The following is a 20,964-nucleotide window of genomic DNA, read 5'->3' as shown; positions in this document are numbered from 1 at the left end:
TCGAAAATTCGCCCTAAGCGGGAATTTCTTTTCGTTTGTGGGGAGGTTTCGGCACCGCCTCATCGGTAACGATTTAGTTAACGGGGGTGTGTTCCTCGTGTCAGTGCGGGATTTCGCACTTTGGTAAAACAGTCTGGAGTTCAAGTAATGTTGAATGGAATTCGCAAAGTATTTCTGAAGCTACGCAAAGACGAGAGTGGCGCCACCCTGGTTGAATATGGCATCGCGCTGTTTGTTGCGATTGTCGTCGGCGGGACAATTCTGACCAATTTGGCTGGCACGACCAGCAGCAACTTTAGTGATGCAAACTCGGCAGCCCAGCGGACAACGCCTTAAGCTGCGCGCCAATTTCCCAAGTGAAAAAACCTGACTTCCCATTCGCAAGCGTGGGGCGTCAGTTTCCTACCAGACCACCTTTGATTTGCATAAGCGGTCTGTTTGGCCATTCAGGCCCAATTAAGTAATTATCCTGAGTTTTCCCGGGAATTGGAGGATACCATGCGTATTAAATCATTTTTGATGACTTTCCTGGGAATAGGTTTGGCGGGTGGCGCAGTCATTCTGGCGCAGGATCAGATCCGAAGGAATCAGTCAGCGGGTGAACCAACCATAGTTCGTGTTGTGGCCGTGGCCGAAGATATCGCATTCGGAACGCCGATCGAAGGGCACAAGCTGACGACCATTGATTGGCCTACTGCATCTGTGCCTGCAGGTGTTTTTACAAGCTTTGATGATGTCTTGCCTGCCGCCGGCATAGAACCTCGCCGGGCCAAGCGCGCTTTGGCGCAGGGTGAAATTCTTTTGACCTCGAAAGTTTCCGATTTTGGTGAAAAAGTGACAATCGTTCAGACGATTGGCGAGAATAACCGCGCGATGGCGATCAATGTCGACGCGCAGACAGGGGTAGGCGGATTTGTTACGCCTGGCGACTTTGTCGACATTGTTCTGACCCGCGGCACCAATGATACACTGCGTGCAGTGACGATCCTGCAGAATATCCGGGTCATCGGCGTGGACCAAACCGCGGATGAAGAGCTTGACCAACCCGGCATTGCCCGCACGGTTACGATCGAGGTCACCCCGGATGAAGGTCAGAAGTTGGCTCTGGCGCAGAAGGCCGGGCAGCTCAGCCTGTCTCTGCGGTCTCTGCAAACAGAAGAGGATAAGCCGCTGGAAGCGGTTCGCCTCAGCGACATCCTCCTTGAAAAATCACCGCTAGAAGAGGGCACGCCCAGGCCGATTGTGAAAGTTCGCCGTGGGGCAACCGACGTTCAGGAAATTCAGGTCTTTGGGAACACCAGTGCAACAACTGAGCCGGTGAACTGAGGTCAGGTTGGTCTTTCGAGGGAGGTTGATATGACTTCGCTACGCAAAATCAGGGACAAAGAAGACGGCACAATTCTGGTTTTTGTCGGCATGTTCATGGTCGTCATGATCGGAATGGCTGCACTGACTTTTGATCTGGGGCGTATCGCCTCTACCCAAACTGACATGCAAGCCTATACCGACCACGTGGCGCTTGCCGCCGCAGGAGAGCTGGATGGCAATGCTGACGCCATTACACGTGCAACAGCTGCGGCATCCGGCATGATCGACGACGAACAGTTTTTCGCGGATGGCAGCCAAAGCCTTGGAACTTCTGCGGATTTTTCGCTTCGCTTTCTGACCGGATTGCCTACTCCGGTGGCAGACCCAGACGATAACGACTCGGTTACGCCCTTTGTGACGACAGACCCGGCGCGTGCCGTCTTGGTCGAGGTGACCGCGACACCACGGACTGTTTTCCTGCCTTTTGGCCGATCGCTGGCCAGCTTGCTGGGTGTCGCCGGCCCGTCCGGAGAGGTGAATTCAGTCTCGATCGCTGGGTATTCAGCATACGCCTGTGACGTAACGCCGTTGATGTTCTGCATCCCGTCGGGCTGGACCTCCAGCGCCAATATCGGCGCTTCCATCAAATTGCGTACTGGCGGCAACAACTCGGCCTGGGGGCCGGGGAATTTCGGATTTCTGGATCCAACGGATATCGGGATCAATCCAAACGGGCCATGCGCAGGTCTAACCGGCTCAAAGCTGTATATCTGCCTCATTGCTGCGAATGGGAACCTGACTAAATGCGTGTCTCAGCGCGGTGTCGACACCGAACCCGGTCAGCGTAACGGGATTGGCAGCGCGATCTACAATTCGCGGTTCGATATGTTCCAGTCGACCATGAACCAACTGAAGAACGATCCAGACTATGCGCCGGGTCCAAATGTGATTTCAGGCTGGGACCATTCTGGCGGGGGCTGTGTGAAAAACAACCCGGACCTGTCGACCAATACTATTCCAATGCCGCCGGATGACTGCTTTGACCCGGTGAGTGGTCTTTGCAATGGCAGCCGTTTTGGCAATGGCAACTGGACGTCAGGGCAAGCGGCTTACAATCTTATGAATTATGGAGTTGGACCGGACGGTACGCTGACACCGCATGCGCAGGGCGCACCGAAAGGAAACACCCGGTATCAGGTATATCTGGACGAGGTCAGCCGGGCCGGGTCGGGCGATATCGTCACCGGACGGGACGAGACCGGCCGCGCCCAATGTTCAGGCCAACCCAGCACCGATCCCGAGCGGCGTACGTTCATCGCCGCAGCGATTGACTGCACCGCGAACCCGGTTTCCGGGCGGGCCACCGATGTGCCGGTGAAGGAATTCGTAAAAGTATTTCTGTTTCAGCCACTTGAAGAATCCACAGGCTCAGATTTCGACATCTTCGTCGAGGTGGTCAAACAGGTTGGCGGCGGAGTTGGTGGCAGTGCCGTTGATGGCATTTTCCGCGATGTCGTGAGGCTGTACCGATGAAGCCGCTGGGTCGCTTCCTCTCACGCTTTCAGCGCTGCGAGTCTGGCGCGCCGATGGTCGAGTTTGCCATGGTTCTGCCGGTTATCTTGCTGTTCTTTGTTGTGATCATCGAGGGCAGCCGGATCACCTGGATACATCAGGCGACATCTGCCGGCGTACGGGATGCGTCACGCATGATCGCTCGCATCGCACCGCTGGATCTATGCAGCGCGGGCGGCGTCGCAAGCTATGATGCAATGGCCACAGATATTGTAGCCAACCGACTGGGCGGTGGGGCGCATTTGCCGGTCGGAACAACGCTGGTAGATGTAACCCCGACCTGCATATCGCGGTCTGGCAGCTATCGTATTGACCCGACCTCAGTGGTCGAAGTGACCGCGAAAATCCAGATTGATTTTATCCTGGGCAATGTTCTGGGCTTGTTCGGCGGGGCTGTTAGCACGCTTGACACGGTGATTTCGGATCAGAGCCGGGTGTTCGGCGTATGACCCGGTTGTCGCATATCCTGCGGACCTTCCGGAGTCAGGAGCGTGGCGCTGCCCTAGTCGAATTGGGGATGGTCATTCCACTGTTCCTGTTGCTGATGTTCGGCATTGTGGATTATGGCCGGTTGTTCTGGTCGACAACCATGGCGCAGAAGGCGATGCAAAAAACATCCCGGCTGGCAACTCTTGGGCCTCCGCTTTGCGGCGCGTTGCCGACCGAGCACACGCTGGCAAGCGGCGCTCCTACAAGTACGAAATTTGGGGTGCTCTGCCGCAGTGGCAATGTCTGTGCCGTGCCTGCCCTGCCTGCGCCTTGCCCTTTGAATACCGCGACGGATTACGGCGCACGTGTCTGGAATGATATCCGCATGTTGCTGCCACCGGGAACGACTGCCGCCAACGTACAGATCGGATATTCGCATGACGCGCGCCTTGGATTTTTAGGGGGGCCATATACGCCGGTCGTTACCGCCGAACTTGTTAACGTAAACTTTAACTTCATGATGCCAATCGCCGGTCTGGCCGCTCTTGCGTCGAACGGCACAACACCTGCGTCAAATACCCCCAACAGTATTTCTCTTCCCGCGATGAGCACATCGGTTCCCGCCGAAGATCTGGCGGCCGGGGCGAGTGAGTAAGGAGAAACATAATGAGTGCCAAGCAGATTTCAGTATTGTTGATTTCACCGGACGAGCAGATTTACTCGGCCATAGAAGGCTCGTTGCGGGGGCAGGCGAACTGCCGGTTCACCGGTCGTCAGGACACCGTTGCGGGGGTAAACGGCTCTGCGATCTCGCTGACTGCAGAGCATGATGTTGTTCTGTTCGATGTGGATGAGAATTCCGGGGACCTACTGCAAACCGCACGGAAAATCTGTGATGCCCGTATGCCAAATGCGATCATCATTGCGTTGGCCCACGAGGATCTGCCCTTGGAAAAGGCGCGCCAGCTGAAAAAGCTTGGTGTCGACGACGTTCTTCCGAGAAAGTGGATCGACGAGGAAATTGTGCCGCAGGTGGACGCAATCCGGGCCCGCCGTCAGGCGCAGTTGCCGGCCGTGTGGGGCGGTCAGGCAACCCTGGGCAAAGTGATCGCCGTGGCCAAATCCCGTGGTGGGGTTGGATCGTCTATCGTCGCTGCCAATCTGGCCAACGAGCTACAGGCCAAGGAAGGGTTCTTCAAGAAGAAAGCCGCCAACGAAGTCGCGGTTGTCGATTTGGATTTTCAGTTCGGATCTATTGCCGCCCTGATGGATGTTGAGGAAAGTGACGCCATGTGGCGGATGGCGATGGATGAGAGCATTCCCGATGGCGCCTTTCTGGAACAGGCCATGACCAAATCCCCCTGTGGGGTTGATGTTCTGGCTGCACCGTCGCGCTTTGGTCCTCTCAGTGCCATTAATGAAGAACAGATCTCGGCCATTTTGGACAGCCTCAAGCGCAGCCATGATTATGTGATTATTGATCTGCCGCGAGCTCTGGTCGAGTGGATCACGCCGGTTTTGTCCCAAGCCGACCGGCTGCTTTTGGTGACGGATGTCGCGGTGCCTTCGATCCGGTCAGCGCGGAAATTGATGGATTTCTATCACGCCGAAAACCCGGCCTTGGAAATCCAGCTGGTTGCGAGCCTGGAAAAGAAACCCCTGATCCCGGCCGCGCACCACCGCGCAGCGGCAAAGCTGTTGGAACAGGATTTCGCCCACTGGATTCCCAAGGATGAGCGAACCGTTCGTGAATGCGTGGATCGGGGCGTACCTCTGCAAGAGGTCTCAAACCGGGCGCCTCTGACACGAGCCATCCGCCGCATCGCGCAGGAAACCACAGTTTCTCTGCCGCCACGCGTGGGCAAACAGTAAATCGAAGTCCGAAGATGTGAAGATCAGTTAAGTAAAAGGTAAAGCAGAATGTTTCGTGAATTTGACAGAACGGGTCGCACTACATCCCAATCCCCAAAAGTTGTGCCGTTGGACACGAAACAGCCGAACGGAAATGTTGCTGATATCGAGGTCAAGAACGCCGAACGCCGTGCCATGGAGCGCGAGCGCGAGATGGACCGTATTGACCTCAAGGCCCGGATGCACAACTCGCTGCTTGATAAGCTGAATCTGGCTGTGATCGACAAGGTCGAAGAAGACACTTTGCGGGGCGAAATCGGCAAACACGCAACTGATCTGTTGCGGTCCGAGGGCCGGGCCATGCGGTCCGAGGAAATCAAGCTTTTGGTCGAAGAACTGATGCACGAGGTGCTTGGGCTTGGGCCACTGGAGCCTTTGCTGGCCGACCCTTCGATCAACGATATTCTGGTGAACGGTCACAAGCAGATTTTCGTCGAACGTTCGGGTATTCTGGAAAAAACCTCGGCCCGTTTTCGGGATGAACGTCATTTGCTGCGGATCATCGACAAGATTGTCAGTCGTGTCGGCCGTCGTATCGATGAACGCCAACCCTGGGTGGATGCGCGGCTTGAGGATGGCAGCCGTGTAAACGCGATCATTCGGCCCTGCGCGCTGGACGGGCCGGCCTTGTCGATCCGTAAATTCGCGCGCGTACCGCTGACGATGGAGCGGTTGGTTAAGAACGATGCATTGAATGACAGTGCCGCGGCGTTGTTGCGCGGTCTGGTCGAGGCAAAGATGAATGTCCTGATTTCCGGAGGAACCGGATCAGGTAAAACGACGATGCTGAATGCCTTGTCTTCCTATATCGGCGGCAACGAACGGGTCGTGACCATCGAAGACGCTGCTGAACTGCAACTGCAGCAGGAACATGTTCTCCGCATGGAGACCCGCCCAGCCGGTTTGGACGGGACCGGCGCTGTGGCCCAGCGTGATCTTGTCCGCAATGCGCTGCGGATGCGCCCTGACCGTATTGTGGTCGGCGAGGTGCGCGGATCAGAGGCCTTCGACATGCTGCAGGCGATGAATACCGGCCATGACGGTTCGATGACGACCGTTCATGCCAACAGTCCCCGCGATGCGCTGTCTCGGGTCGAGCAGATGGTACAGATGGGCGGGATGGAGCTGCCGCATTCGGCGATCCGGGCCACCATCGCTTCGGCCATCCACTTTGTGCTTCAGTTGAACCGACTGTCAGACGGGACGCGCCGGGTTACTTCGATCTCGGAAGTGACTGGAATGGAAGGCGACATCATCACCATGCAGGACATCTTTGTCTTCAAGCGCGAAGGCAAGGATGAAGACGGCAAGGTTCTGGGCCGGTTCATGCCCACGGGAATTCGGCCAAAATCCAGTGATGCACTGGCGGCTGCCGGGGTCGACCTGTCCACGGTCAAGTTCAACTAAGGAGGTCTGGGATGTTCGAGAAAATCAGGTCATATCTGGCCAACCTGAACATCAACAACCTGATCGGCCCGGAAATGGAAGTTGCTGGGTTCGATGTCAGGTTTGTTCTGGCGCTTGCGGTTTTCCTGGGTGCGCTGATTGCTTTTGAAGGGCTGCGTCAGTTTATGCGGCGTGGCGAAAACCGCGAAGAGGCGATCAACCGCCGAATTCAGATGCTGTCCGAGGGGAAGTCGGGTGAGGATGTCCTCAGCCTGTTGAAACCGCAGGAAGCCAAGCCACTGTTGCGGAGTTTCCCGCTGGTGGGGGATTTGCCTCTGGCGTTGAAGGTTTCGGGCCTGAACATGGTTCCCGAAATGTTTCTGGCCGGTTGTGGCGCAGCCTTTCTGATCTCGGCCATTGGTGGGTCTATGGTGGCTGATCCGTTGAAAGTGGTCCCCACCTGCGCCCTTGTTTTCCTGATTGCGCCACTGGTTGCGTTGGGTGTGACGTTGCGCAAGCGCAAGGCGGCGTTGATCAAGCAGTTGCCCGATGCGCTGGACCTGATGTCCCGTGGATTGAAGGTGGGGCACCCACTGAACACAACCTTACAAAGTGTCGCCGAAGAAATGCCTGACCCGATTGGAACCGAGTTTGGGCTGGTCGTTGATCAGGTCTCTTATGGCGAAGAACTGACAACTGCGATCAAAAGCATGGCTGACCGCATCGATGAAGAAGATATCCAATATCTAGCTGTTGCACTGATGATGCAGCACGGCACAGGTGGCGACCTGGCCGGCATCCTGCGCACACTGGCTCGCGTGATCCGAGCGCGCATGTCATTGCGTCGCAAGGTCAAGGCCATCTCGGCCGAAGGCCGCATGACGGCTTATATCCTGTCATCCATTCCCGTTGGCATTGCCGTGTTCATGACCATCATGACGCCGACATATTATGGCGATGTCGCGGACTCTCCGGCCTTTGTGCCAGTCATGAGCGTTATCGCCGTGACCATCGTCCTGAACGCGATTGTGATGTTCAAGCTTGTGAATTTCCGGATTTGAAGAGGCGTATTCGATGGAGTATTTGAGTTCGATTTTTGATAGCGAGTTATCAACGCAGATCCTGGTTCTGGGTTGTGTGCTGATAGGTGCGGTCGTAGCGTTTCTTGGTATCTCGTCCTCGCTTAGCGAACGGTCCACAGCCGCAGAGCGCATGGTGTCAAGCCGACCACGTCAGGCTTTGTCACGGGCAGTTCCTGAAAAAGTCGAGGGCGAAGCGCCGACAGGGTTGAGTGCGGCCCTGATACCCAGCGATGCCAGTGTACGTTTCGAAGTTGGGCAAGTGTTGGCGCGTTCCGGATTTCGCAGCAAAAACGCAATCGTGAATTTCTATCTTATCCGTCTGGGGCTGGCGACGTTCCTGCCGCTGGCCTTCCTCTTCCTGATGTCCTGGCAACCGGCAAACAACTTGGGTGCGCGGATCGCGGAATATACGTCCAGCCTGAACGCGTTCGAGATTATCCGGAATGTCGGCGTATTGTGCGGAATCGGGTATCTCATACCGCAGTTATGGATGGGCGCCCGGATCAAAGAGCGCAAGCGTCTGATGGAAAATGCGTTTCCGAACATGCTGGATCTGCTTCAGATCGGTATCGAGGCTGGCCTCGGTTTTGATCAGGCCTTGCTGAAAGTGGCGGTCGAAATGCAGCTTGTCGCGCCGGAAATGTCCGAAGAGATGCTGATTGCGCTTTCCGAGATTCAGGCAGGGCGTGACCGAGATACCGCGCTGATGCGTATGGCGCGTCGAACAGGTATCGAGGAAATGAGCTCATTCGTAAGTGTTGTGCTGCAATCGACCCGGTTTGGCGTTCCCCTGGCTGCGGCTTTGAACACCTATGCCGAAGAAATGCGTGAACTGCGCGAGGTGCGGGCACAGGAAAAGGCCAACAAGTTGCCTGTCCAAATGTCGGCGGTTATGGCCAGTTTTATGCTGCCTGCAATCGCTGGGCTGATCCTGGCCCCGATCGTGATCCGTTATATGGATGCGTTTGGCCCCTAAAACGCTGACATGGTCAGAACCAAAGCGCAGTAGCCGACCAGATTGCAAGGATCACCCCGGATGATCCGATAGCGATTCCAAGAGGAAATTCGCGCGACTGGGCGGTCGACTTGATATGCGAGGAAGTTTGTCGGGCGAAGCGCCGAAACAGCGACATTCCGATCAGCCCCGCTGCCATGCAGCCTGCCAGTATTAGCAGATAGGTCGATACGACCGGGACCGGAATTGCGGCAAATACGATTGGCAATATCTTGGCGTCGCCACCGCCCAGCCAACCCGCTGCAAACAGACCGAAACAAATCGCAAAACACGCTGCGGCCACAAGAAGGCGCAGCAGCAGTTGGTTCCAATCCGGAAACGGCGCGGTCACAAGCACGACTGCACCGCCCAGCAGGCAGTACAGGTTAGGGATGCGCATTTGGGTGAAATCCGTCCAGGCGATCATTACGAACAGCGGTGTGAATACCCACAATGTCAGCCAGGACTGCCAGTCCAGTTCAGGCATCAGGCACGTGCCTGGCCAGGTTTCCCAAAAAGGGCCTCGCGCTCTTCTACCGATACCAAGCGCCGGGCCAGCATGTGGAAGGTGTCCAGCGCCGTTTTTGAATAGATATGCTTGAGATGCGTGCGAACTGTCGCTGGTCCGATCTCAAGTTCGGCACCAATGGACTGAGGCGACAGCCCGCGTGAAACAAGAACGCAAACACGCCATTCGGCACGGGTCAGGCCCGTTGGGTTCTCGGTGCTGAGAATAGGTGCTTCACTGTATGATTTTCTGAGTGCGGTGACTGATTGCCGAGACAATGATTCAGTGATCAGTCCGGCTCGGCGGGCCTGATAGGTCTCGGATAGTTGCGGAGCCACCTGTTCAATAGCTTCGCGGTAACCGGGTTCGGAACTCTGCCCGAAATGAAGTTCCAGAAAGTCGATTTCGCCGCCGTTATGGTCCAGGCATATGAACAGAATGTCATCCAGCTTGCGGTGCGACATCCAATCCAACAAAACTGCGGAGATATCACTGGGGTCTGCCCCGTCATCTCGCAGACTAAACACCGAGGCGCGTTTTGGTTTGTTCCGAAACGGGCCGAGGGCGTCGTTGGCGAAAGAATGAAACAATGGTCTTTGGAATTTTGGATCCCGTGTGTCAGCCCGTGCGGCAACACGATGGGCCCCTTTGTTCAGCCACACACGGCTGATGACAGCACAATCGGCGCCAAATGCTTTGACGATACCTTCAAGCGCGGCATCAAGAACGACGCCTGCCTGGCTCCAATGAATGAAATTAATGATGGCTCTGGCATGAAGCGCGTTTGGCAACCACGCAGCGCTCTGAGCATTCCCCCGGACCATAGATAACAACCTGTACTCGAACAAACATAAACGCGCATTTGCAATATAAGAGTGCGCAACCTCCTACCGATTCTTTACATTCCTATAGTTCTATATAATCGTCTAAAACTCATCTAAAAAATCATTAACCTAATTATGTACGATCAATTCGTCGCGTTTCAGTAAACAAACTGCACAAAATCCGCGGACTATTTCTTTGAACTATTCGCGGAATACGGGGCGAAGCGTAGCGGTTTATGCCTTTTTTGTAAGGTTATTGCGCTTGTTTGGTCGTCGGTTGGTCGGGCGGTTGCCTGTATTCACCGATGCAGCCGTGGAGGGATTAACCGTTTTTCAATTTGTCACAATTCTTGATTTGCACGATGCTTCGGGTTTGAGAATCCAGGTTCAAACGGCTTGATCTGCAGGGGAAGTCAGCTCGTCCCGGTGACCATCTGAGCTGTATCATGCGGCCCGGGCTCTCCTTTTGATTTAGCAACAACTTCTTGCTTGCCGAGCAGAGCGGCACTGCCTGCATGGCGATCACCCGCATGTTTTCAAATAATACCTTTTAATTTCAATTCTTAAGAAGCATAAGATGTTTAAGAATTTACAAAAATCCGCACCTAGGTGTTCATTTGTTTACATAACATAGCTGCTTTTTGAATAGGTTATTGAGAAATTTTCAGAACCCCCGCCATACTCGCGGTGCGTAAACCTGCGCAATCGTTTGCTGGAAGAGGAGCCAACAGACGTAAAACAGGGAACTGGGAGGAATGAATGACTAATAAATCTGTCACACGCCGCGGCGTGCTGAAGTCTGGTGCTGTTGCCGGTACCGGTCTGGCCCTACCTACGATTTTTACCGCATCGTCGGCTGCTGCATATACTAACGAACCTTCTGGGTCGTCTGTCACATTGGGTTTCAATGTTCCGCAGACCGGGCCTTATGCAGAAGAGGGTAATGATGAACTGCTGGCACAGCAGCTTGCAGTCGAGCATCTGAACGGTGAGGGCGATGGCGGTTGCCTGAACACCTTTACGTCCAAGGCCCTGAAAGGGAACGGGATTCTTGGTAAAAAGGTTGGGTTCGTAACCGGCGACACCCAGACCAAATCGGACGCCGCACGCGCATCGGCCAAGTCGATGATCGAAAAAGACGGTGCGATCATGATCAACGGCGGCTCGTCTTCGGGCGTGGCTGTCGCAGTTCAGGGTCTGTGTCAGGAAGCGGGCGTGATCTTCATGGCTGGCCTGACCCATGCCAACGACACGACCGGTAAGGACAAGAAGGCGAACGGTTTCCGCCATTTCTTCAATGCTTACATGTCGGGCGCTGCTCTGGCGCCGGTTCTTGCTGCCGAAATGGGCAGTGAACGCCGGGCCTATCATCTGACCGCTGACTACAACTGGGGCTGGACTCAGGAAGAGTCGATTGTGGCCTCGACCGAAGCCCTGGGATGGGAAACGGTCAACACGGTCAAAACACCGCTCGCGTCGACGGACTTCTCGTCCTATATCGCGCCGGTTCTGAACTCGGGCGCGGATGTGCTGGTTCTGAACCACTATGGCGGTAACATGGTGAACTCGCTGACCAATGCGATTCAGTTCGGTCTACTCGACAAGGTGGCCAACGGCAAAGACTTTAAGATTGTCGTGCCGCTGTATTCCGAATTGATGGCTGCTGGTGCTGGCGAGAACATCAAGGGCGTGCTGGGTTCGATGAACTGGAACTGGCAGCTGCAAGACGAAGGCACCAAGGCCTTTGTGAAATCCTTTGGTGAGAAATACGGCAAGCCGCCGTCCAATTCGGCTCAGACCTGCTATGCGCAGGTTCTGCTCTATGCGGATGCGTGTGAACGGGCGGGTACCTTCAACCCCTGTGGTGTCGCCGAAGCGCTGGAAGACTTTGAGTTCGACGGTCTGGGCAACGGACCGACATGGTATCGTGGCGCGGATCATCAGTGCTTCAAGGATGTGCTGGTGGTGCGGGGCAACGAGAACCCGACCAACGCCTATGACACGCTGGAGATCGTCGAGATCACCCCACGCGCGCAGGTCGAATACGATCCCGAGCACCCGATGTTTGCCGGTGGCGAACTGGGTAAATGCAATCCGGGCGCGTAACACAAGCGCGAGAATTTTCGAAGAAAATTCTCTGACCTAGAAAACGGGCTCTCCCGCCTATGGGGGAGTCCACTGGACAGGCCAAAGGTGGGGACTATGGACGCCATTCTTCTGCAAATTCTGAACGGGTTGGACAAGGGGTCGGCTTATGCGCTGATCGCGCTTGGCCTGACGCTGATTTTCGGAACGCTTGGAGTTGTGAACTTTGCCCATGGGGCGCTGTTCATGATTGGCGCGTTCTGCGCGGTGTCTTTGCAAAAACTCTTTAACTTGAGCTACGTGACCCTTGATGAAAGTCAGAAAGATTTTCTGGGCAACCCGCTGAAGGTTGAAACCCCGTATATTGAGGCCTGGTTCGGCCCCGAGATTGGCGCGTCAATCATAGATTGGTCCGTTCCTCTGGCTGTCCTGTTCGCGATCCCGATCATGTTGTTTGTCGGCTATGTGATGGAGCGCGGGCTGATCAAACATTTTTACAAGCGCCCTCATGCGGATCAGATCCTTGTGACTTTTGGCCTGGCGATCGTGCTGCAGGAGATCATCAAATATTTCTTCGGTGCCAATCCGATCCAGACCCCGCCCCCCGATATGCTGAGTGGGTCTGTTGATCTTGGCATCATGGTTGGATTCGATCCCAACGCCATCATCTATCCGATCTGGCGGCTGGTCTATTTCGGGTTTGCCGTTGGCATTATCGGAGCGGTGTTCTCGTTCCTGCAATTCACAACCTTTGGCATGGTCGTGCGGGCTGGCATGGCAGATCGTGAAACGGTGGGCCTGCTGGGGATAAATATCGACAGGCGGTTTACCATCATGTTCGGGATTGCGGCCGCGGTCGCGGGTCTTGCCGGGGTGATGTACGGGCCGCTCAACCCCCCGAATTATCACATGGGCATGGACTTTCTGGTTCTCAGCTTTGTGGTTGTGGTTGTGGGGGGGATGGGCTCATTGCCGGGCGCGGTTCTGGCCGGGTTCCTGCTGGGCGTGCTCGAAAGCTTTGCGTCGACCACCTGGGCCACGACCACGATCCCCGGCATCAACCAGATCATCATCTACCTTGTCGCCATCATCGTGCTTTTGACCCGTCCACGCGGGTTGATGGGGCGCAAAGGCGTGATGGAGGAATAAGCCATGTTGGGACTGAACAAGAGAGATACCAGCCTGCTGATCATCGTCGCCATACTGACCCTGTTGGCGCCCTTTATCCTGAACCCGTTCCCCGAAGGCAGCGCCATGGCGCAGTTCAACGCGGGCTATCCCGATTTGATGCAGCGGTTCGTGATCTTTGGGATCTTTGCGATCGGCTTCAACATTCTGTTTGGATTGACCGGATACCTGTCCTTTGGCCATGCGGCCTTTCTTGGGGTGGGGTCGTATTCCGCTGTGTGGATGTTCAAACTGCTCAGCTATAACGTCATTCCGGCCATCGCACTCAGCGTTCTGGTTGCTGGATTGTTTTCGCTGCTGATCGGATTTGTCAGCCTGCGTCGGTCGGGCATCTATTTCTCGATCCTGACGCTGGCTTTTGCACAGATGAGCTTTGCGCTGGCCTATTCGGTGCTTTCGAACCCAAAATTCAACCTGACAAATGGTGAGACCGGCTTGCAGGTCTATGCGGACGATCCGCAGATCCTGCAATCGGCCAGCGCGCCAAACCTACCGCATCTGTTCGGCATTCCCATGCGCGCGACCTATACGTTGGATGTGGGTGCCTGGAGCTTTGACTTTAACGCGGGCTATTACCTGTGTGCGGTGATCATGATGGCGGTGTTCTATCTCTCTATCCGCATCTTCCGCTCGCCCTTTGGCATGATGCTGCGGGCGGTGAAATCCAACCAGCAGCGGATGAACTATACCGGCCTGAACTCCAAACCCTACACGCTGGCGGCCTTTGTGATCTCGGGCATGTATGCCGGTCTGGCGGGGGGGCTGATGGCCGCGATGGACCCGCTAGCGGGGGCCGAACGGATGCAATGGACCGCCTCGGGCGAGGTGGTACTGATGACAATTCTGGGCGGTACAGGGACCCTGATCGGGCCGGTACTGGGAGCAGGCTTTATCAAGTATTTCGAAAACATCTTCTCGAAGATCAACGACAATGTTCTGCACAGCTGGTTCGCTTTCCTGCCCGATGGGATTGAGGACGCGGTTGTGTTCCTGATCCATCCGTTCATCGGCAAGGGTTGGCACCTGACGCTGGGTATCCTGTTCATGCTGGTGGTGATCTATCTGCCGGGTGGGCTGGTTGAAGGTGGTCAGCGGCTGATGGGCTGGTTCAAGCGTAAGAAGCCGGGCGCCGATGATGCACCGAAGGGCAAAACCGAGCCAGCGGAATAAGGGGGCACCATGGCAATTCTACGAGTCAAAGACGTCAGCAAACGCTTCGGTGGCCTCAAGGCGCTGTCGGATGTGAACCTCAACGTCGAAGAAAACTCGGTCCACGCGATCATCGGCCCGAACGGTGCGGGCAAGTCAACCTTGCTGAACTGTTTGGTGGGAAAGCTGATGCCGGATACCGGTTCTGTTTTGTTCGACAACAATTCTGTTCTGGGGTTGGAACCCTATCAGATCAACCAGATGGGTATCAGCCGTGTGTTCCAGACGCCCGAGATTTTCGGCGATTTGACTGTGATGGAGAACATGTTGATCCCGATCTTTGCGATGCGGGACGGCGCGTTTCGGATGCACGCCTATGAAACCATCTCCAGTGAAAAGGCGATTGTCGAGCAGGCCGAGGCGATGCTGTTAGAGATGAACATGGCTGACAAACGCGAGATGCACGCGGCATCGCTGTCACGCGGGGACAAGCGACGACTTGAGATCGGCATGTGCCTCAGCCAGAACCCGCGCCTGCTTTTGCTGGACGAACCCACCGCCGGGATGGCCCGGGCAGATACCAACAACACGATCGACCTGCTCAAACAGATCAAGGACGAGCGTGACATTACCATCGCCATCATTGAACATGACATGCATGTGGTGTTCAGCCTGGCCGAGCGCATCACCGTTCTGGCGCAGGGAACACCTCTGGTCGAAGATACGCCAGAAAACATCCGCGGGCATCCCAAGGTTCGCGAAGCTTATCTGGGTGAGGCCGCGTAAGGAAAAGCAATGAACGAGAAACCTGACTTTTCGAAAAACGCCAATATGGCCAGCACCGCCCCTGCGTTTTTGTCCGTATGGGACATGCATTCATACTATGGCGAAAGCTATATCGTGCAGGGCGTCAGCTTTAACGTGCACGAAGGTGAAATTCTGGCCCTGCTGGGCCGGAATGGTGCTGGCAAGACCTCGACGCTCAGATCCATCGCGCGGGTCAGTGACCCCGAGGTGCGTCATGGTGAGATCTGGCTGGATCACAAGCCGCTGCACAAAATGACCAGCTATGAGGCTGCCGCCGCAGGCCTTGGCCTTGTGCCCGAGGATCGCCGTATCATCCCCGGTCTGACGGTCGAAGAGAACCTGCAACTCGCCCAGATCGCTCCACCTGTCGGCTGGTCGCTGGAACGGCTTTATGAGCTGTTCCCAAGGCTGGGTGAGCGCCGCAAGCAAGAAGGCATTACCCTGTCTGGCGGAGAGCAGCAGATGCTGTCGATTGCGCGGGCTTTGGCACGGGACATCAAGGTGTTGCTTCTGGATGAACCCTATGAAGGGCTTGCCCCGGTGATCGTGGATGAGATCGAAAAGACTCTGCTTCACGTCAAACAGCAGGGTATGACCACGATCATTGTCGAGCAGAACGCGGTGCGCGCCCTGGAATTGGCGGACCGTGCGATCATTCTGGATACGGGCAGCATCGTGTTTGATGGAGCCGCCAGCGAGGTGTTAGAGAATCCACAGCTGCGCGAGGAATATCTGGCAATCTGAACATGCGGATTCAGAAATTGTTCTGAACCGTCGGGCGGGGTGTTCATCCCCGCCCGTTTTCGTTGTTCAGCTTTCGATTGGCGGTGTCCTGGGTCCAGGTCACCAACGGAAAATGACAATATTCAACGAATTTCTAGAATTTACGGATAATTTATTATTTAATTTCAATACTCTATCTAGGGCTACGGGAAACCCCCTATATCTTTGATTGGAGCGATTCGTTAACTTCAAATCATCCAAGGAGTTTCCAAGGACCTACCACTTTTCCCCCTTGAGGGGCTGGCTACTTACCCCCTCGGCCGGCCCCTCACTAGTTGGGGGACATCAACCCAATTCCCCCAAAAGCTCACTTACGAGCGCAGGCACTTCGTGCCAGTCGGCGAAGTTACAGGTATGATACAGTTCAGAAACCGGGCTTTTCCGATAGCCTTCCGTGAATAGCAAAAAGGGCACCTGGGCCCGTTCAGCGGTTTCTGCATCGACCTCACTGTCACCCACGAACAGGCGCGGACCTATAGCGGCCACTGCGCTAAAACTTGCCTCAAGATGGGCTGGGTCTGGTTTGCGCGTGGCCAGGCTGTCACCACCCAGGGTGGCATCGAAATGATGGGTCAGGCCCATCGACTTCAGAACATGGTCAGCCGGTGCTTTGGGTTTGTTTGTACAAACACCCAGAACACAACCCATCTGGCGCAGCTGTTCAAGCGCTTCGGCCACGCCAGGGTAAACGACGGTTTTGTCGCTGGAGGCTGCGTTGTAGTGGGTCAGCGTCAGTTCCGATAGCTCGGCATGGCGATCCATAGGCAGGTCGCAATGAAACATCATACGTTCTACCAATTTCGGGAGGCCATTGCCGACGAATTGTTTGATCGTGTCCTGGGGCAGGGGCGGGACACCAGTGTCCCGCAGCATTGCATTCGCAGCGGCGGTGATGTCCGGAAGGCTGTCGACCAGTGTTCCGTCCAAATCGAACATAATTGTAGCGCTCATTGAAATCCTTGCCTCTGAAGCTGCACCGCAAGTCCTAACTGGTGTGTTCAGGCAGTGCAATTCAACCCGGTTGCGAGAGTGGGATATTGAGGCTTGACATACCTGACTAAAATAATCAGATTATATTTCAAGCCGTCAGCAACCCCGGAATCGGGCCAGCCAGATACCCGAAAAGTAAACCGATAAGGCGCATTGCCTGAAACCCTCCGGAGTGATCCTGATGAATGTTCAGAACCCGAATCCCAGCCAGTCTTTTGCCGTATCAATGCTGCCTGCACATAAGGCTGAAGATCTGACCAAAGGGGGCAATCTGGCCCATATCGAGCTGGGCGATCAGCTGTACACCCTGCGCATCACGCGCGCGGGCAAACTGATCCTGACGAAATGAGCGCGCCTGTAGCCCGGGGTGGCGCGACCGTTGGTCGTCTGTCCGACCTAAACCCTGTCGAGGCCGGTGCGGTCATGTATCTGCGCCTCTGGGGGGACGGAATGCAAACGCGTATGGATGCGGCGCAGGACTTTCAGATCGCCCTGGGTACGGATCAGGGCCGGGCAGCGATGTTGACGCTGGACCGGCTGTGCTCGCTTTGTGCCCATCACGGGCGGCGCCCGCTGATCCGGCATGGGTTGGGCTGTGCCTGCCTTGGCGCGGATGAAAACTGTTTCGCCCAGATGATTGCGGCGGCATCAGAAGGCGCGCGCGAAGACGCTATGATGATGGCGTCCCTGATCGTCCGTCCCGATTTTGCCCCCGCATTGGCCGCTTTGTCTGAGGAATTAGGGCTGGCTTTGCGACGCATGACGGTCTCGATCCCGATGCCAACCTCAAGACATCAGAACCCCACTGCCACGCTGCACTAAGCAGCAGGGCAGGTGCAGAACCCCGGCGTATGCGCGCCGGGGTTCCGTGCCCTCAGCAGCAGCCGCACCCTGCGTGGTGATGGTCATGATCGCATGAGGGTGGCGGGCTGTAATCACCAACTTCTGCCAGCACATCCCGTAATGCCCACAGGATCATGTCCACATCTTCCGCTTCGATCGTCAGCGGCGGGCGAATTTTCAGGATGCTGTCCTTTGGGCCTTCGCTGCCAATAAGAATCCGGTGGTCGCGCATCCGGTTCTTGACATATTTGCAGATCTCACGGCCCTCAGAGCCATCGGGGTTGATCAGTTCGACTCCAACGAACAGGCCCATGCCGCGCACATCACCGACAGATCCGAAATCGGTCTCGATCTGACGCAGGCCTGTCATCAACCTGTCGCCCATCAGGCGGGCATTGTCCTGCAAGCCTTCATCATCGACGATATCCAGAACTTCTTTGCCGATGCGGCAGGACAGGGTCGATCCGCCAAATGTCGAAAAGAACTCGATCCCGTTGTCAAAGCTGCGGGCGATCTCTTTGGTAGTAACCAGAACGCCCAATGGATGACCGTTGCCAATGGGTTTGCCCATGACCACGATATCCGGCAGCGCGCCTTGATGCTCAAAGCCGAAATAATATTTGCCCAGACGCCCCAGACCTGTCTGCACCTCGTCGGCGATGCAGACACCCCCAGCGGCGCGGATTTTCTCATAAACCGCGGGCAGATAGCCTTTGGGTGGTATGATCTGCCCGCCAACTGAAGGGAAGGTCTCGGCAATGAAACCGGCAACGCCCTGACCTTTGTCCTGTAGGGCTGCAATCGCTGGGTCCACTAGATCTGCAAACTTCTGGGCGCGATCGGGGTCGTCGCGCCGGAAAGACCCTCGGTAGTCATCCGCGACCTCAACCAGTTCCACCCAATCCGCCTGACCAACTCCGCCCGGTTTGTTGAACTTATAGGCCGAAATTGCCACCGCGGCGTTGGTATTGCCGTGATACCCATGATCGGGCGTCACGATCCCTTTGGCGCCGGTATGGGCGCGGGCCAGCCGCAGGGCGAGCTCATTGGCTTCGGTGCCGGAATTCACAAAGAAGCAGACCTCGAGGTGATCGGGCAGCTTGGACAGAACCTTATCGGCAAAAGCCGTCTGGGCCGGATGCAGATACCGGGTGTTGGAATTCATCCGCTTGAGCTGATCTGCTGCGACAGCCTGAATGCGCGGGTGGGCGTGGCCCACATGGGGTACATTGTTATACGCATCCAGATAAGGGCGACCCCATTCGTCAAACAGGTGATGCTTCCAACCGCGTACCAGCATGACTGGATCGTCATAGGTCAGGGACAGGTTGCCTCCGAAGTGGTCCTGCCGTCCCTGCAGGATCGCCTGTTTATCGGTCGGCCGATAGAACACCTTGTCATCGGGAAGGTTCAGCAGAGCCGCCGGATTCGGGCAGACGGCGTGCCACAGTTCAAGCTCGTCAGGGTCGCCAACACCCGGCCAGTTGGCCTGCATCCCGTTCGTAGTCAGGGCCAGCTGGAAATGTACATGTGGGGCCCAGCCCCCGTTCTGTGTGACATCCCCAAGCCGTGCAAAAGCCGCTCCCTGTGCGACTGGATCGCCCGGGTTCAGCCTGTCGCAGACCTCGGGATCCAAATGTCCGTAGAGTGTATAGAACGGATCGCCTTGGGGTGTTTCGTGATGCAGGATCACCACCCCGCCATAGTCAAGGTGACTGTCGCGGTTCTCGACCGCCTCGACCCGGCCACTGATCGGGGCATTCAGGACAGTGCTGGAAGGCGCGAACACATCCACCGCTAGATGCACGGTGCGTCGGTCCGAAGCTTTCCATGGCCCTTTGCGGAACCCCGGCTCTGCGTAAATCAGGCGGGGTTCATTGTAATATCCCAACCAGAAGTCTGTGCCATTTTCCTCGCCAACACGTGCCGCCTCGGCCAGGGGCATGTGGAATGGGTTTTGCGGCCACACCGAGTTTTCGACCGATAGCGAGCCAATGGGCACATCTTTTAGACCCTGTCCAAACATCTCGGCGAATTGACCGCGATGCGCGGACAGATAGGCGTGGATGCGTTCGGCCCCATCGGTGACCGGCAGACTACAGGCGACGCGCAGGCGCGCTGGCATCAATCCGCCGTTGACGTTTTGGTCCTCAAGAAACCGCCAGGCCGGCGCCTGACTGATGGTGACATAAGGATCATCCGGGTTTTCAAGGGCCATCAGGGTCGAGTTCACAACCGACACAGCCAGTCGCATCCGCAAGAGAGGCCAGATCAGATCGACTTCGTCCGCGCGCAGGGGGTTTGCCGCCTGATAGCCGCGCACCAGTGCCGCCAATGCGCGTTCGGGTTGCGGATGATCCAATACGATATAGGCCCCGGCAATCGCCAGATCGCAAACGCGTGGCGCGGCACACATATCGCCAAGGTCAATCAAGCCCGACACCCCCAGGCGCTGGCCAGGCTCTGCTTCGACCAGAACGTTATAGTCATTGGCGTCATTATGAATCGCCTGACTGGGCAAGCCTGCCAACTTGTCTGATATCGCATTGAATTCGGAACATATCTCGGCCAGCACTGCCTGCCGTGCGGGGCTACTAACGGTGTCCAGATGCTGTTCGATCCACCCTGCCTGCGTCAGATTCCATTTGAAATCGCCCCGGGCCAAACCCTCATGCGTGAACCGCTCTAATGCGCGGTCTGTAGCACCCAGAACGCGACCCAGCTTTAGGATCAACTCTTCGGATTTGGGTGCCGATTTCGCATAGCATTGCCCAGGCAGGCATTCCAGCAACCAAACAAGGCGCGGTCCCCCCTCGTGATCTTCGATCCTGGGCAGATAATCCCCCTGCAAATCGGGAAACACTGTAGGAAATGGCAGCCCCGGTGCTTCTGAGGCGATATGTTCTAAGGCTTTGACCTGGAGGTCCACAAGCTCTGCTTCGCATCCGGGGCGCATGACTTTCAGAACATAATCCTGTCCGTTGGTTGCCCGGACCAGAAAATTAAGATCGTATTCGCCGTCCAATCGGGTCAGCCGCGCGTCCAGCCCCCAATTTTGCTGCAAAGCATCAGCCCAAAATGCGATGATGTCGTTCATTTGAAACC

General features: G+C 56.1%; 20 protein-coding genes. 16 read left to right on the top strand and 4 right to left on the bottom strand.

Annotated elements, in window-relative coordinates; genetic code table 11:
* The first annotated feature begins 147 nt into the window (after nucleotides 1–147).
* From AC2FH6_RS05775 to AC2FH6_RS05735, 9 genes are all read left to right on the top strand, one after another.
* Entirely contained in the window at nucleotides 148–336 is a 189-nt protein-coding gene (locus tag AC2FH6_RS05775) for a Flp family type IVb pilin (protein WP_281972471.1), read from the top strand.
* A 162-nt stretch (nucleotides 337–498) separates the two neighbouring features.
* Complete coding sequence (gene cpaB, locus AC2FH6_RS05770) at nucleotides 499–1,326, top strand: Flp pilus assembly protein CpaB (protein WP_142635731.1); 828 nt, start codon at nucleotides 499–501, stop codon at nucleotides 1,324–1,326.
* A gap of 30 nt (nucleotides 1,327–1,356) precedes the next feature.
* Complete coding sequence (locus AC2FH6_RS05765) at nucleotides 1,357–2,841, top strand: pilus assembly protein TadG-related protein (RefSeq protein ID WP_496701647.1); 1,485 nt, start codon at nucleotides 1,357–1,359, stop codon at nucleotides 2,839–2,841.
* Complete coding sequence (locus AC2FH6_RS05760) at nucleotides 2,838–3,329, top strand: TadE/TadG family type IV pilus assembly protein (protein ID WP_271948250.1); 492 nt, start codon at nucleotides 2,838–2,840, stop codon at nucleotides 3,327–3,329. The genes AC2FH6_RS05765 and AC2FH6_RS05760 overlap by 4 nt, the downstream gene beginning before the upstream one ends.
* Nucleotides 3,326–3,964, top strand: a complete 639-nt coding sequence (locus AC2FH6_RS05755; protein WP_496701645.1) for a TadE/TadG family type IV pilus assembly protein — start codon at nucleotides 3,326–3,328, stop codon at nucleotides 3,962–3,964. Before AC2FH6_RS05760 ends, AC2FH6_RS05755 begins: the two co-directional genes overlap by 4 nt.
* 11 nt (nucleotides 3,965–3,975) lie before the next feature.
* Nucleotides 3,976–5,181, top strand: a complete 1,206-nt coding sequence (locus AC2FH6_RS05750) for a CpaE/TadZ family protein (protein ID WP_142635739.1) — start codon at nucleotides 3,976–3,978, stop codon at nucleotides 5,179–5,181.
* Between the two features lie 48 nt (nucleotides 5,182–5,229).
* Nucleotides 5,230–6,627: a TadA family conjugal transfer-associated ATPase gene (locus AC2FH6_RS05745; protein WP_142635741.1), complete on the top strand. Its 1,398-nt coding sequence runs from the start codon at nucleotides 5,230–5,232 to the stop codon at nucleotides 6,625–6,627.
* Between the two features lie 11 nt (nucleotides 6,628–6,638).
* Nucleotides 6,639–7,667, top strand: a complete 1,029-nt coding sequence (locus AC2FH6_RS05740) for a type II secretion system F family protein (RefSeq protein WP_142635743.1) — start codon at nucleotides 6,639–6,641, stop codon at nucleotides 7,665–7,667.
* Between the two features lie 13 nt (nucleotides 7,668–7,680).
* The gene (locus AC2FH6_RS05735) at nucleotides 7,681–8,664 is read left to right on the top strand and encodes a type II secretion system F family protein (protein WP_142635745.1); all 984 of its coding nucleotides are present in this window, start codon (nucleotides 7,681–7,683) and stop codon (nucleotides 8,662–8,664) included.
* A gap of 13 nt (nucleotides 8,665–8,677) precedes the next feature.
* Here the strand turns inward: AC2FH6_RS05735 and AC2FH6_RS05730 are convergent, their stop codons facing one another.
* Together AC2FH6_RS05730 and AC2FH6_RS05725 are read right to left on the bottom strand one after the other, a co-directional pair.
* A complete protein-coding gene (locus tag AC2FH6_RS05730) occupies nucleotides 8,678–9,169 on the bottom strand; it encodes an A24 family peptidase (protein ID WP_496701643.1) in 492 nt (163 codons plus the stop codon).
* Complete coding sequence (locus AC2FH6_RS05725; RefSeq protein ID WP_246097200.1) at nucleotides 9,169–10,014, bottom strand: helix-turn-helix transcriptional regulator; 846 nt, start codon at nucleotides 10,012–10,014, stop codon at nucleotides 9,169–9,171. The genes AC2FH6_RS05730 and AC2FH6_RS05725 overlap by 1 nt, the downstream gene beginning before the upstream one ends.
* Nucleotides 10,015–10,773: 759 nt before the next feature.
* Between AC2FH6_RS05725 and AC2FH6_RS05720 the strand changes: the two genes are divergently transcribed.
* The 5 genes from AC2FH6_RS05720 to AC2FH6_RS05700 all read left to right on the top strand — a co-directional run bounded on the left by AC2FH6_RS05720 (nucleotide 10,774) and on the right by AC2FH6_RS05700 (nucleotide 15,987).
* Complete coding sequence (locus AC2FH6_RS05720; RefSeq protein WP_142635750.1) at nucleotides 10,774–12,120, top strand: substrate-binding protein; 1,347 nt, start codon at nucleotides 10,774–10,776, stop codon at nucleotides 12,118–12,120.
* A 96-nt stretch (nucleotides 12,121–12,216) separates the two neighbouring features.
* A complete protein-coding gene (locus tag AC2FH6_RS05715; protein ID WP_142635752.1) occupies nucleotides 12,217–13,248 on the top strand; it encodes a branched-chain amino acid ABC transporter permease in 1,032 nt (343 codons plus the stop codon).
* A gap of 3 nt (nucleotides 13,249–13,251) precedes the next feature.
* Nucleotides 13,252–14,457: a branched-chain amino acid ABC transporter permease gene (locus AC2FH6_RS05710; RefSeq protein WP_281995340.1), complete on the top strand. Its 1,206-nt coding sequence runs from the start codon at nucleotides 13,252–13,254 to the stop codon at nucleotides 14,455–14,457.
* 9 nt (nucleotides 14,458–14,466) lie between these two features.
* The gene (locus AC2FH6_RS05705) at nucleotides 14,467–15,222 is read left to right on the top strand and encodes an ABC transporter ATP-binding protein (RefSeq protein WP_142635756.1); all 756 of its coding nucleotides are present in this window, start codon (nucleotides 14,467–14,469) and stop codon (nucleotides 15,220–15,222) included.
* Nucleotides 15,223–15,231: 9 nt separating this feature from the next.
* Nucleotides 15,232–15,987: an ABC transporter ATP-binding protein gene (locus AC2FH6_RS05700; RefSeq protein WP_142635758.1), complete on the top strand. Its 756-nt coding sequence runs from the start codon at nucleotides 15,232–15,234 to the stop codon at nucleotides 15,985–15,987.
* Nucleotides 15,988–16,311: 324 nt separating this feature from the next.
* Here the strand turns inward: AC2FH6_RS05700 and gph are convergent, their stop codons facing one another.
* Nucleotides 16,312–16,977: a phosphoglycolate phosphatase gene (gph, locus tag AC2FH6_RS05695; protein WP_496701641.1), complete on the bottom strand. Its 666-nt coding sequence runs from the start codon at nucleotides 16,975–16,977 to the stop codon at nucleotides 16,312–16,314.
* A gap of 220 nt (nucleotides 16,978–17,197) precedes the next feature.
* Between gph and hemP the strand changes: the two genes are divergently transcribed.
* Both hemP and AC2FH6_RS05685 read left to right on the top strand, forming a co-directional pair.
* Nucleotides 17,198–17,365, top strand: coding sequence for a hemin uptake protein HemP (gene hemP / locus AC2FH6_RS05690; RefSeq protein WP_142635762.1), 168 nt, complete (start codon nucleotides 17,198–17,200; stop codon nucleotides 17,363–17,365).
* Complete coding sequence (locus AC2FH6_RS05685; RefSeq protein ID WP_496701639.1) at nucleotides 17,362–17,838, top strand: hypothetical protein; 477 nt, start codon at nucleotides 17,362–17,364, stop codon at nucleotides 17,836–17,838. The genes hemP and AC2FH6_RS05685 overlap by 4 nt, the downstream gene beginning before the upstream one ends.
* 52 nt (nucleotides 17,839–17,890) lie before the next feature.
* Here AC2FH6_RS05685 and AC2FH6_RS05680 read toward each other — a convergent pair whose 3' ends face one another.
* The gene (locus AC2FH6_RS05680) at nucleotides 17,891–20,956 is read right to left on the bottom strand and encodes an aminotransferase class III-fold pyridoxal phosphate-dependent enzyme (RefSeq protein ID WP_496701637.1); all 3,066 of its coding nucleotides are present in this window, start codon (nucleotides 20,954–20,956) and stop codon (nucleotides 17,891–17,893) included.
* Nucleotides 20,957–20,964: the final 8 nt, after the last annotated feature.

The sequence above is a fragment of the Ruegeria sp. CDSC045 genome, from assembly GCF_059610725.1.
Note: the sequence above shows the minus strand (reverse complement) of the source record. Positions and strands in the feature narration are given on the sequence as shown.

What these genes read in the sequence shown, in the direction of transcription:
- AC2FH6_RS05710 (WP_281995340.1), top strand. Translation starts at nt 13,252, where the DNA reads ATGTTGGGACTGAACAAGAGAGATACCAGCCTGCTGATCATCGTCGCC.
- AC2FH6_RS05740 (WP_142635743.1), top strand. Translation starts at nt 6,639, where the DNA reads ATGTTCGAGAAAATCAGGTCATATCTGGCCAACCTGAACATCAACAAC.
- AC2FH6_RS05720 (WP_142635750.1), top strand. Translation starts at nt 10,774, where the DNA reads ATGACTAATAAATCTGTCACACGCCGCGGCGTGCTGAAGTCTGGTGCT.
- AC2FH6_RS05745 (WP_142635741.1), top strand. Translation starts at nt 5,230, where the DNA reads ATGTTTCGTGAATTTGACAGAACGGGTCGCACTACATCCCAATCCCCA.
- AC2FH6_RS05730 (WP_496701643.1), bottom strand. Translation starts at nt 9,169, where the DNA reads ATGCCTGAACTGGACTGGCAGTCCTGGCTGACATTGTGGGTATTCACA.
- cpaB (WP_142635731.1), top strand. Translation starts at nt 499, where the DNA reads ATGCGTATTAAATCATTTTTGATGACTTTCCTGGGAATAGGTTTGGCG.
- AC2FH6_RS05750 (WP_142635739.1), top strand. Translation starts at nt 3,976, where the DNA reads ATGAGTGCCAAGCAGATTTCAGTATTGTTGATTTCACCGGACGAGCAG.
- AC2FH6_RS05705 (WP_142635756.1), top strand. Translation starts at nt 14,467, where the DNA reads ATGGCAATTCTACGAGTCAAAGACGTCAGCAAACGCTTCGGTGGCCTC.
- AC2FH6_RS05700 (WP_142635758.1), top strand. Translation starts at nt 15,232, where the DNA reads ATGAACGAGAAACCTGACTTTTCGAAAAACGCCAATATGGCCAGCACC.
- AC2FH6_RS05725 (WP_246097200.1), bottom strand. Translation starts at nt 10,014, where the DNA reads ATGGTCCGGGGGAATGCTCAGAGCGCTGCGTGGTTGCCAAACGCGCTT.
- AC2FH6_RS05760 (WP_271948250.1), top strand. Translation starts at nt 2,838, where the DNA reads ATGAAGCCGCTGGGTCGCTTCCTCTCACGCTTTCAGCGCTGCGAGTCT.
- AC2FH6_RS05765 (WP_496701647.1), top strand. Translation starts at nt 1,357, where the DNA reads ATGACTTCGCTACGCAAAATCAGGGACAAAGAAGACGGCACAATTCTG.
- AC2FH6_RS05680 (WP_496701637.1), bottom strand. Translation starts at nt 20,956, where the DNA reads ATGAACGACATCATCGCATTTTGGGCTGATGCTTTGCAGCAAAATTGG.
- AC2FH6_RS05775 (WP_281972471.1), top strand. Translation starts at nt 148, where the DNA reads ATGTTGAATGGAATTCGCAAAGTATTTCTGAAGCTACGCAAAGACGAG.
- AC2FH6_RS05755 (WP_496701645.1), top strand. Translation starts at nt 3,326, where the DNA reads ATGACCCGGTTGTCGCATATCCTGCGGACCTTCCGGAGTCAGGAGCGT.
- hemP (WP_142635762.1), top strand. Translation starts at nt 17,198, where the DNA reads ATGAATGTTCAGAACCCGAATCCCAGCCAGTCTTTTGCCGTATCAATG.
- AC2FH6_RS05735 (WP_142635745.1), top strand. Translation starts at nt 7,681, where the DNA reads ATGGAGTATTTGAGTTCGATTTTTGATAGCGAGTTATCAACGCAGATC.
- AC2FH6_RS05715 (WP_142635752.1), top strand. Translation starts at nt 12,217, where the DNA reads ATGGACGCCATTCTTCTGCAAATTCTGAACGGGTTGGACAAGGGGTCG.
- gph (WP_496701641.1), bottom strand. Translation starts at nt 16,977, where the DNA reads ATGAGCGCTACAATTATGTTCGATTTGGACGGAACACTGGTCGACAGC.
- AC2FH6_RS05685 (WP_496701639.1), top strand. Translation starts at nt 17,362, where the DNA reads ATGAGCGCGCCTGTAGCCCGGGGTGGCGCGACCGTTGGTCGTCTGTCC.